This is a genomic window from Bradyrhizobium macuxiense (assembly GCF_001542415.1).
Taxonomy (GTDB): Bacteria; Pseudomonadota; Alphaproteobacteria; order Rhizobiales; family Xanthobacteraceae; genus Bradyrhizobium; species Bradyrhizobium macuxiense.
This window is the reverse complement of sequence record NZ_LNCU01000118.1, coordinates 69,020-80,318: the sequence shown is the minus strand read 5'-3', so window position 1 is coordinate 80,318 and position 11,299 is coordinate 69,020. Positions and strand designations below refer to the sequence as shown.

General features: G+C 62.2%; 9 protein-coding genes and 1 pseudogene. 2 read left to right on the top strand and 8 right to left on the bottom strand.

Annotated features, from left to right (window positions below; genetic code table 11):
- Window positions 1-1,015 (top strand): IS630 family transposase (locus tag AS156_RS36600; RefSeq protein WP_082747544.1); only part of this gene is annotated, 1,015 nt, incomplete at its 5' end.
- Window positions 1,016-1,024: 9 nt separating this feature from the next.
- Here the strand turns inward: AS156_RS36600 and AS156_RS36595 are convergent.
- The 8 genes and pseudogenes from AS156_RS36595 to urtA form a co-directional block, all read right to left on the bottom strand.
- A pseudogene (locus tag AS156_RS36595) lies at window positions 1,025-2,326 on the bottom strand (MFS transporter).
- 334 nt (window positions 2,327-2,660) lie between these two features.
- The gene (locus AS156_RS36590) at window positions 2,661-3,008 is read right to left on the bottom strand and encodes an FmdB family zinc ribbon protein (RefSeq protein ID WP_066514621.1); all 348 of its coding nucleotides are present in this window, start codon (window positions 3,006-3,008) and stop codon (window positions 2,661-2,663) included.
- A gap of 87 nt (window positions 3,009-3,095) precedes the next feature.
- The gene (gene fmdA / locus AS156_RS36585; protein WP_066514616.1) at window positions 3,096-4,325 is read right to left on the bottom strand and encodes a formamidase; all 1,230 of its coding nucleotides are present in this window, start codon (window positions 4,323-4,325) and stop codon (window positions 3,096-3,098) included.
- 28 nt (window positions 4,326-4,353) lie between these two features.
- Complete coding sequence (gene urtE / locus AS156_RS36580) at window positions 4,354-5,043, bottom strand: urea ABC transporter ATP-binding subunit UrtE (protein WP_066514611.1); 690 nt, start codon at window positions 5,041-5,043, stop codon at window positions 4,354-4,356.
- 189 nt (window positions 5,044-5,232) lie between these two features.
- Window positions 5,233-5,988, bottom strand: coding sequence for an urea ABC transporter ATP-binding protein UrtD (urtD, locus tag AS156_RS36575; RefSeq protein WP_066514609.1), 756 nt, complete (start codon window positions 5,986-5,988; stop codon window positions 5,233-5,235).
- A gap of 12 nt (window positions 5,989-6,000) precedes the next feature.
- On the bottom strand, window positions 6,001-7,134 hold the full coding sequence (urtC, locus tag AS156_RS36570) for an urea ABC transporter permease subunit UrtC (RefSeq protein ID WP_066514605.1): 1,134 nt from the start codon (window positions 7,132-7,134) through the stop codon (window positions 6,001-6,003).
- A 17-nt stretch (window positions 7,135-7,151) separates the two neighbouring features.
- Window positions 7,152-8,078, bottom strand: a complete 927-nt coding sequence (gene urtB, locus AS156_RS36565) for an urea ABC transporter permease subunit UrtB (protein WP_066514601.1) — start codon at window positions 8,076-8,078, stop codon at window positions 7,152-7,154.
- Between the two features lie 118 nt (window positions 8,079-8,196).
- Entirely contained in the window at window positions 8,197-9,405 is a 1,209-nt protein-coding gene (urtA, locus tag AS156_RS36560; protein ID WP_430641837.1) for an urea ABC transporter substrate-binding protein, read from the bottom strand.
- Window positions 9,406-9,629: 224 nt separating this feature from the next.
- On the opposite strand from urtA, the gene AS156_RS45375 reads away from it, so the two are divergent.
- The coding region (locus tag AS156_RS45375) for a purine-cytosine permease family protein (RefSeq protein WP_430641836.1) at window positions 9,630-11,299 on the top strand (1,670 nt) is incomplete at its 3' end.

Below are 11,299 nucleotides of genomic sequence, written 5' to 3'. Positions count from 1 at the left end.
GCTTGAGGCGTGTTGTCGCTCACCGATGACATTGCAGCGCGATTTGAAGCGGGCGCGGATAGTCCTGTTAGCGGCGGACGGGCGCAGCACCCGGTCGATCGCCAAGGAAGTTGGGGTCCAGCCGCGGATTGTCAGCGTTTGGCGGCATCGCTATGCCGACCAAGGCCTTGAAGGGCTGCAAGACAAGCCGCGGCCCGGCAAGCAGCCGATCTATACGAAGACGACCGACAAGCGGATTCTGAAGCTGCTGGATAAGCCGCCCCCGCAAGGGTTTGCGCGCTGGACCGGCCCTCTGCTGGCCGAGGCGCTAGGCGATGTTGACGTCCAATATGTCTGGCGGTTCCTGCGCAGCCACAAGATTGACCTCGCGGCTCGCAAGTCCTGGTGTGAGAGCAACGACCCGAACTTTACGGCCAAAGCCGCCGATGTCGTTGGCCTTTACGTCGCCCCGCCGGCGAAGGCTATTGTGCTCTGCGTGGACGAGAAGCCCTCGATCCAGGCTTTGGAGCGAGCGCAGGGCTATCTGAAGTTGCCCAATGGCCGCGCCTTGACCGGCCAGAGCCACGATTACAAGCGGCATGGCACCACGACATTGTTTGCAGCGCTCGAAGTCGCCACCGGAAAGATCATCGCTACGCATTCAAAACGCCGTCGCCGTGTCGAGTTTCTCGATTTCATGAACAGCCTCACCGCGGCCTTTCCGGGCCGAAAGCTTCACGTCATCCTCGACAACCTCAACACCCACAAGAAGAATGAGAGCTGGCTCAAGGCCCATCCCAATGTGCAATTCCATTTCACACCGACGAGTGCGTCCTGGCTCAACCAGATCGAGGTATGGTTCTCAATCCTGCAGGGGCAGTCGCTCAGCGGCACCTCCTTCACAAGCCTCAAGCAGCTTCAGGAACACATCGATGCCTACGTCAACGCCTACAACGACAAAGCCGAGCCCTTCGTCTGGACCAAGAAAAAGATCCGTCAACGCCGTTTCAAGGGCCGCCGTATCAATCAACTCTGATTCCGGGTACTAGATGCCAACCTCCGCGGCTGAACCGCGCGCATTCGTCTCCACCCGATCTCCCGTCATTTGCGTGACGTCCTCCAGGGCGCGCCCCTTTGTTTCGAAGCCAAACATCAGAAACACCAGGGCTTGAAAGACAAGGACGCCTGCAAGCGTTCCCAATACCCCGAGCAATCCCTGCCAGGCGAAAATGGCGACGACCGCGAACTGCACCAGTGACATCGCAATGCGGCCGGCCGTCGCACAAACTGCCGTTCCGCGCAAGCGATAGCGTGTCGGAAACAGCTCGGGTACGTGCATTGCAAATCCCGTCGCCAGCATGACGTAGATCGCCGATACGAGACAGAAGCCGACCACCACGAGTGCGGCCCCGTCCGGCACGAACGGATAGGCGATGCCGAACGCGGCGGCGGCAAGCGATGATCCGACGATAGACGCCTTCCGCCCAACACGATCTGCCAAGACCAAGCCGATCAGCGATCCCACCGGGCCGCCAAGCGACATCAGGGTGGTGTATCCGAGCGAGGACACCACGCTATGACCGTCCTTGACCAGGAAGGTCGGCAGCCAGCCGATGAACCCGTAGAGGCTGAAGCCGACCACGACATGAAGCAGGCAGCCAAGCAAGGTGCGCCCAAGATACGGCGGCTGGAACAATCTCCAGACCGACCCCGCCGGCTGCTCTTCGCGGACCGCGGTTTCCGGCCGCGGCAACGGCCCATTACGGGCGGCTTCAGCCTCGATCGCGCGAAGCACGCTCTCCGCCTCTCCTGCCCGGCCATGCGCAGCCAGCCAGCGCGGGGATTCCGGCATCGATTTGCGAAGAACCCAAACGATCATCGCCAGGACGCCGACGATGCCGAACATGTAGCGCCAGCCCAGGTTCGGGATCACCCACAGGCCGACCATCGAAGAAGCAAAAAGAGAGATGTTGGTGATGACCGCCAGCAATCCGATCCAACGTCCACGTGATGACGCCGGAACGAACTCGGTCAATGTCGCCTAGCCGACGACGATCTCGGCACCGAGTCCCAATCCAATCACAAATCGGCAGGCGATCAGCACAGTCATGCTCGGCGCCAGTGCCGCAGCAATGGACGCGAGGCCGAAAATCGCGAGATTGGCTTGATAGGTGAATCGTCGGCCAAACCGGTCGCCCAGAATGCCCAAGAACCAGGCGCCCAGCGTCATCCCGATGAAGGTGACCGACACGAAGGTTGCGTTGAGCTGGAGGGTCGACCACCCTTCCTTCAGCACGGCGGCCAACACGCCCGCGGCGAGATAGATATCGAAGGCATCAAGAAACATCCCCGCCCCGATGAGAGCGAGAATGCGCCAATGGAACGCACAAATCGGCAGCCGATCGAGCCACGCGCCGGCGTTGACGCCTGTGACTTGAGAGTTGGCCGATCCTGCTTGCATTTCGATCCCCGACGCGCGCCCAGCGCTTGTTTATCGGGGAACCATGCTCTAGCGCTCGCGCCGGACTCCAATGGATTTACGGAATTGCACTATTCACGGGCATTATGCGGTCGCGTCACGCGTCGGCTCGTGCGCCCAAGCAAACTCTTGCCCGACCAATCGCTCCGGACCAAACAACGGGCCAAATCGGACGAACAAACAGCGACACGGTTGCAACAACCTAGTGGCTGATCATCCATGGGCGTGCGGTCGGAAAGCCCTTCGCTCCGCTTCTGGTCTTCGTCATCAACCGCGCCGGTTTCTTCTTGCCGGTCGAGCAGCAGCCACAGCCCGGGCCGTGTGCGGCCTTGTACTGGTCGAGTGTCTTGGGCGCATGCCGGCTTTGCTCGTTGGTGGCGTGGGCCTTGCGCTTGTCGGACGGCATGCAGAAGAACGCCGGCGCCGTCAGGATCACGCGCGGCGACGTCGCCTCGCACTGCGGACAGTCCTGCGGCAGGTCGCACTCCGCCATCGGACGCATGTCGGTGAACGGACCGCAGTCGTTGCAGAGATATTCGTAGATTGGCATCTTTGATCCTTGCGCGGTTGAGCGTGGCGTCTCCAGGCGAAGGCTGCGAGGCGATCAGAACGCCGCCCCGCAGCCTTCCAGAAGGCATCACTTGTCAGGCGAGATCGGCATCTGCACGTCGCCCTTGATGTGCTTGATCGGCCCCGCCGACGACGGCATCACGTCGAAGTCGAAGATCTCCGTCGGCAGCCACAGCGTGGCGCAGGCGTTCGGCACGTCGACCACGCCGGAGATATGGCCCTGGCACGGCGCGGTGCCGAGGATCGAATAGGCCTGGGCGCCGGAGTAGCCGAACTTCTTCAGATACTCGATCGCATTCAGGCAGGCCTGGCGATACGCGATGTGGACATCGAGATAGTGCTGCTTACCGGCCTCGTCGACCGAGATGCCTTCGAAGATCAGGAAATCCTTGTAGTTCGGCGTGATCGGCGACGGCTTGAACACGGGATTCTTGATGCCGTATTTCGCGACGCCGTCCTTGATGACGTCGACCTTGATGTGCAGCCAGCCCGCCATCTCGATAGCGCCGCAGAAGGTGATCTCGCCGTCGCCCTGGCTGAAATGCAGGTCGCCCATCGAGAGCCCGCCACCCGGCACATAGACCGGGAAGTAGATCTTCGAGCCGCGCGACAGATCCTTGATGTCGCAATTGCCGCCATGCTCGCGCGGCGGCACGGTGCGGGCCCCCTCGAGACCGATCTTGGCCTTGACGTCGCCCTTGGCCTGGCCGGCATGCGCGGTCGGTGCGAACGGCGGATTGGCGAGACCCGGCACGCGGGTCGGATTGGTCGCGATCAGCTCGGCTTCGCGCGCGTTCCAGGCCGCGAGCATCTTGGCATCGGGCAGACAGCCGATCAGGCCGGGATGGATGAGGCCGGCGAAATTGACGCCGGGGACGTGCCGCGACGACGTGTAGAGACCCTTGATGTCCCAGATCGACTTCTGCGCCAGCGGGAAGTGATCGGTGAGGAAGCCGCCGCCGTTCTGCTTGGAGAAGAAGCCGTTGAAGCCCCACAGGCTCTCCTTGAGCGGGCCGACGTCGAGAAGATCGACGACGAGGAGGTCGCCGGGCTCGGCACCCTTGACGCCGATAGGGCCGGACAGGAAGTGCACGATCGACAGATCGATGTCGCGCACGTCATCGGCCGAGTCGTTGTTCTTGATGAAGCCGCCGGTCCAGTCGACGGTCTCGATGATGAAGTCGTCGCCGGGACTGACCCATTCGACGATCGGAACTTCCGGATGCCAGCGGTTGTGGATCCTGTCGTTTTCATAAGCCGACTTGCTGAGATCGACCTTGATCAGTGTATCGGGCATCGAGTTGCTCCCCTTGGTTTACTGACGGTTAGACAGACAGATACTTGGAGATCTGCGCGGCATCGACGCTGTCGCGCGGATCGTCGCGGACGATCTCGCCGTTCTCGATCACGAGCACGCGGTCGGCGATGTCGAGTGCGAAGCTGAGGACCTGCTCCGAGACGACGATCGAGAGGCCCCGCTCGTCGCGGATGCGCTTCAAGGTGCGCGCCATGTCCTTGATGATCGACGGCTGGATGCCTTCGGTCGGCTCATCCAGCAGCAGCACTTTCGGCTTGGTCGCGAGCGCACGGGCGATCGCCAACTGCTGCTGCTGGCCGCCCGAAAGATTGCCGCCACGCCGGCCCTTCATCTCCAGAAGTACCGGGAACAACTCGTAGATGTCGCCGGGCACTTCCGAGCCGCCGGAGACCACGAGCCCGGTCTCGATGTTTTCCTTCACCGTCATGGTCGAGAAGATCATGCGGCCCTGCGGCACATAGGCGAGCCCCTTCGCGACGCGCTCGTAGCTCTTCATCGCACCGAGCTCAGCGCCGTCCATGGTCACCGAACCGCTTTTGGCCGGCAGGATTCCCATCAGCGACTTCATCAGTGTGGTCTTGCCCATACCGTTACGGCCCATGATCGCAACAATCTCGTTGGGCGCGACGGAGACGTTGAGGCCGTGCAGCACCTCACTCTGGCCGTAAGCGACGTGAAGATGATTGATTGCCAGCATTGACTCGCTCCTAAGCGTAAGTGCTTGTCTTCACCTCTCCCCATCGGGGAGAGGTCGGCGCGCAGCGCCGGGTGAGGGCCTTCAGGCCCCACGAGAGAGCTGGTCCCCTCACCCGAATTGCTTCGCAATTCGACCGCTCCCGTTGGGAGAGGTGAACCGAGCGCGCGACTTGACTTTGCGTGACCATCATCAATGACCCAGATAGACTTCGACGACCTTCGGGTCGTTCTTGACGTGCTCCATCGTCCCTTCGGACAGTATCTGGCCCTGATGCAGCACGGTGACCTTGTGGGCGATGTCCTCGACGAACTTCATGTCGTGCTCGATCACCAGCACCGAGCGATCCTTGATGATCCGATTCAACAGCTCTGCGGTCTTGGCGCGCTCGGACACGCTCATGCCGGCGACCGGCTCATCGAGCATCAGGAGGTCAGGATCCTGGATCAGCAGCATGCCGATCTCGAGCCACTGCTTCTGGCCGTGGCTGAGCTGGTCGGCATAGGTGTTGAGACGGTCCTTCAGGAAGATCATCTCGGCGACCTCCTCGACCCGCTGCTTGACCGCATCGTCACGCTGGAAGGTCAGCGAGCCGAACACGGTGCGGCCGCGGGGGTAGGAAATTTCGAGGTTCTCGAACACGGTGAGATCCTCGAACACGGAAGGCGTCTGGAACTTGCGCCCGACGCCGGCCTGCACGATCTCGTTCTCGCGCAGCCTGGTCAGCTCCTGACCGCGGAACTGGATCGAGCCTGAGGTGGCTCTGGTCTTGCCGCAGATCAGGTCGAGCACGGTCGTCTTGCCGGCGCCGTTCGGGCCGATGATGACGCGGATCTCGTTCTCCTCGACGTAGAAGGAGAGATCGTTGACCGCCTTGAAGCCGTCAAAGGACACCGTGAGACCGCTGACGGCAAGCAGGAAATCCTTGGGTTGATGACCGACGCGCATGATGATCCCTCCTCACTCGGCTGGTGCGCCGTCGGCGACATAGTTCGTCGACTTCGGCCTGCGTGACGCCAGGAGGCGATCAATGCGTGGTTGGATGTGATCGGCCCAGATACCCGACAGACCGTTCGGGAAGGCCAGCACGACAGCGATGAAAAGCGCACCAAGGCCGAACAGCCAGAGCTGCGGAAAGGATTCCGACAGGCTGGTCTTGGCGAAATTGACCAACAGCGCGCCCCAGACCGCGCCGAAGATCGACATCCGGCCACCGACCGCGGTGTAGATCACCATCTCGATCGAGGGCACGATGCCGACGAAGGACGGCGACATGAAGCCGACCTCGAGCGTGAACATCGCTCCGCCGATTGCCGCGAACACGGCTGCAGCGCAGAAGGCGAAGATCTTGAAGTTGGCGACGCTGTAACCGGAGAAGCGCACGCGGTCCTCCTGCTCCCTCATCGCGACCAGGATGCGCCCGAGTTTTGTCAGGCGGATGAACTGCGCGGCGACGATACAGCCGAACAACAAGACCACCTCCACGAAATAGAGGACGTACTTGGCATGATCGGTGCGGATATCCCAACCATGCAGCGTGCGCAGGTCGGTGATCCCGTTGATGCCGCCGGTGTAGCCCTGCTGTCCCACGATCAGGATGGTCATGATCGCGGCGATCGCCTGCGTGATGATCGCGAAATAGACCCCGCCGACCCGGCGCTTGAACATCGCAGCGCCGATGATCAAGGAGAAGATCGCCGGCACCAGGATGATCGCCATCAGCGCGACCGGGAAGCTGTGGAACGGCTTCCAGAAAAAGGGCAGCGAGGTGATCTGGTTCCAGTCCATGAAGTCGGGAATGCCGGGCGTCGACTGGATCTTGGTGTTCTCGACGCTCGACGCCTCGAGCTTCAGGTACATCGCCATGCAGTAGCCGCCGAGGCCGAAGAATACGCCCTGCCCCAGGCTCAGGATGCCGCCATAGCCCCAGCACAGCACCAGCCCGATGCCGACGAAGGCGTAGGTCAGATATTTGGCGACCAGGTTGAGGCGGAAGATATCCACCGACAGCGGCAGGATGACAAACAGCAGGACCGCGAGCGCGAGGAAGCCGATCAGTTCGGAGCGGTTGAAAAAGCGCGAGTTGATGATCATGACCAGCCTGCTTGTTCTTACTTGCGGACCTTGAGCGCGAAGAGCCCCTGCGGACGCACCATCAGGATCGCGACGATCGTCAGCAGCGTGATGACCTTGGCCATCGAGCCCGACAGGAAGAACTCCAGCGTCGACTGGGTCTGCGAGATCGAGAAAGCGGAGGCGATAGTGCCGAACAGCGAGGCAGCCCCGCCGAACACAACCACCAGGAAGGTATCGACAATGTAGAGCTGGCCGGCAGTCGGACCGGTCGATCCGATCATGGTGAAGGCCGAGCCCGCGATGCCGGCGATGCCGCAGCCGAGCGCGAAGGTGTAGCGGTCGACCTTCTCGGTGTTGATGCCGACGGCACCCGCCATCACGCGGTTCTGCACCACGGCGCGCACCTGCTTGCCCCAGCTCGACCAGAACAGAATGTAGAAGACCGCAATCGTAATCAGGATGGTCAGCCCCATCACGAACATGCCGTTGATCGGGATCTGGATGGCGTCGGTCGCCTGCCAGGATCCCATCATCCATTCCGGCAGTTCGACACCAACCTCGCGCGCACCGAAGATCGAGCGGTAGGCCTGCTGCAGGATCAGGCTGAGCCCCCAGGTCGCGAGCAGCGTATCGAGCGGGCGCTTGTAGAGATGCCGTATCAGCGCCCACTCGACCAGCATGCCGAGCGCCCCCGAGGCGACGAAGGCTAGCATCATCGCAATGAAGAAGTATCCGGGGAACAGCCAGGGCGCGACGCTCTGCACCGCGCTCGACGTCATCCAGGTGACGTAGGCACCGAGGATCATGAACTCGCCATGGGCCATGTTGATGACCCCCATCTGGCCGAAGATGATGGCGAGCCCCAACGCCATCAGCACGTAGACGGAGAACAGGATGAGCCCGGCGAACCCCTGCATCGCAAGGATGGCGCCGAGATCGCTGATCGAATAATCGCCGAACATTGTCGTCCTCCAATCCGAGGGGCATGCGCCGCGGCTCAGCGGCGCGCCATCCGGGCATGGACCATTCCGTCCATGCCGCGATGCATCGAGGGTGAGAGCCCGCGTTAGACGCGCGGCCTCACTGGTAGCCCTTCGGGAACGGGTTCGGCTCGACGAGATCGGCGGTCTCGTAGATCAGTTCGTACTGACCATCGGCCTTGGCGCGGCCGACGCGGGTCTTCGACCACAGATGATGGTTCTCGTGGATCCGCACATAGCCCTCCGGTGCGCCCTTGAACTCGACGCCGGGCGAGGCTGCCGCGATCTTGTCGATGTCGAAGCTCTGGGCCTTCTCCACGGTCAGCTTCCACAGCCACGGGCCGAGATACGCAGCCTGGGTGACGTCGCCGATGACAGTCTTCTCGCCCCACATCTTCTTGAACGCCGGCACGAAGGCCTTGTTGTTGGGATTGTCGAGCGACTGGAAATACTTCATGCAAGCATAGGCGCCCGCGATGTTCTCGCCGCCGATGCCGTCAATCTCGTCCTCGGTCACCGAGATCGTCAGCAGCGTCTGCTTCGAGAGATCGATGCCGGCCGCCTTGAGCTGCTTGTAGAAGGCGACGTTGGAGCCGCCGACGATGATCGCGTAGATCACGTCGGGCTTTGTCAGCTTGATCTTGTTGATCACGGAGTTGAACTGGGTGCTGCCGAGCGGGAAATACTCCTCGCCGACGACCTTGCAGCCCTGCAGATGGTTCTCGATGTGCTTGCGCGCGATCTTGTTCGAGGTGCGCGGCCAGATGTAATCGGAGCCGAGCAGGTAGAAGCTCTTGGCACCCTTGGTCTTGTTGACCCAATCCAGCCCCGCGATGATCTGCTGTGTCGCCTCCTGGCCGGTGTAGATGACGTTCTTGGACTGCTCGAGGCCTTCGTAGAAGGTCGGGTAGTACAGCATGCCGTTGTACTGCTCGAACACAGGCAACACGGCTTTCCGCGAGGCCGACGTCCAGCAGCCCATCACGGCCGCGCATTTGTCGTTTACGAGCAGCTTCTTCGCCTTTTCGGCGAAGGTCGGCCAGTCGCTGGCGCCGTCCTCCTGGATGAACTTGATCTTGCGGCCGAGCACGCCGCCGGCGGCATTGATCTGCGCGATCGCGAGCTTCTCGGCCTCGACAGACCCGGTCTCCGAGATCGCCATCGTGCCGGTGACGGAATGCAGGATGCCGACCGTGACTTCACTATCAGTGACTGCAAGTCCCGTCGTGTTGACCGCAGAAGTTGCGGGCACGTCCGCAAACGAGGGGCGGGACAGCATCGAGACGGCCGGCAAAGCGGCCATTCCCATCAAGAGCTTACGCCGGAGCGGAGACTGCAGGCCTGGTTTCGATACGTCTGACATGAGCACCCCATTGGTTCGAGAACGCATATTGATGAGGGGAGGATTGCCCAGTTTTGTGCACCGCACTGATACGCAAGATCGCGTATACTGCACCGCAAAATAGCGACGTAGATTCTGGTACGGGATTTGCCAGCAGATCACCGGACATCCCGGATCAGGAGTGGGGCGACGTGGCAGGGCGGCAGCGGATAGACCGCGTCAGACGCCAGTATAACCAGTGGGTTGCGAACCAGACGCTGGAGGACTACGCGCTGCGCTTCACGGCCAAGAGCGCTCGGCGCTGGTCGGCCGCCCGCGTCGCCAACACCGCGCTCGGCGCGATCTCCTTCCTGGCGCTGGAGGCAATCGGCGGCACCATCACGCTCAATTACGGGGCGATGAACGCCTCGGCTGCGATCGTCGTGGTCAGCATCATCATCTTCCTGTGCGGGCTGCCCATTGCCTACCACGCCGCCAAATGCGGCATCGACATCGACCTTCTGACCCGCGGCGCCGGCTTCGGCTACATCGGCTCGACCATCACCTCGCTGATCTACGCCTCGTTCACCTTCATCTTCTTCGCGATCGAGGCGGTAATCCTCGCCAGCGCGCTCGACATGTGCTTCGGCATTCCGCGGCCGATCGGTTACCTGATCAGCGCCGTCGTGATCATTCCGCTCGTAATCTACGGCATCACGCTGATCAGCCGTTTCCAGCTCTGGACGCAGCCGCTCTGGATCGTCCTCCACGTCATGCCGTTCGCGGCGATCGCCTGGGCCAATCCGCACTCGTTCACGGAATGGCGCAAATTCGCGGGCGAGCACGGCGATCCGGCAGGCCATCTCGACCTCCTGCTGTTCGGCGCTGCAGCCTCCGTCGTGTTCTCGCTGGTCGCGCAGATCGGCGAGCAGGTCGACTTCCTGCGCTTCCTGCCGCGCGATCGCGCAACCTCGCGAAAAGCCTGGTGGATTGCCCTGCTCGGCGCAGGTCCGGGCTGGATCGTGCTCGGCGCGCTGAAGCTGCTCGCCGGCTCCTTCCTAGCCTTCTTCGCGCTAAGCCACGGCGTCTCGGCCGAACACGCCTCCGAGCCGGCAAACATGTATCTCGAAGCCTTCCGCTACGTCCTGTCGCAGCCGGATCTGGCGATGGCGCTGACCGGCACTTTCGTGATCCTGTCGCAGGTGAAGATCAACGTCACCAACGCTTATGCCGGATCGATCGCATGGTCGAACTTCTTCTCCCGCCTCACCCACTCGCATCCCGGACGCGTGGTGTGGCTGGTGTTCAACGTGGTGGTCGCGCTGCTGTTGATGGAGATCGGTGTCTACAAGGCACTCGAACAGACGCTGGCGCTCTATTCCAACGTCGCGATCGCCTGGGTCGGCGCGCTGGTCGCCGATCTGGTCATCAACAAGCCGCTGGGCTTGCGGCCGCAGCACATCGAGTTCAAGCGCGCGCATCTCTGCGACATCAACCCGGTCGGCGTCGGCGCAATGACGATCGCGACCGTCGTATCGATCAGCGCGTTCTACGGCGTGTTCGGGCCGACCGCGAAGGCGCTGTCGGCCTTCGTCGCACTCGCGGTCGCGTTCATCGCGGCGCCGCTGATCGCCTGGGCGACCGATGGCAAGTACTATATCGCGCGCAAGCCGAAGCGGAGCTGGCAGAACATCGAATCGATCCAGTGCTGCATCTGCGAGCACTCCTTCGAGCCTGAGGATATGGCGGCCTGCCCGGCCTATGCCGGCCCGATCTGCTCGCTGTGCTGCTCGCTCGATGCGCGCTGCCACGATCTCTGCAAGCCGCACGCGCGGATCGGCGCGCAGGTATCCGAGGCGTTGGGCAAGGTGATGCCGCAGCC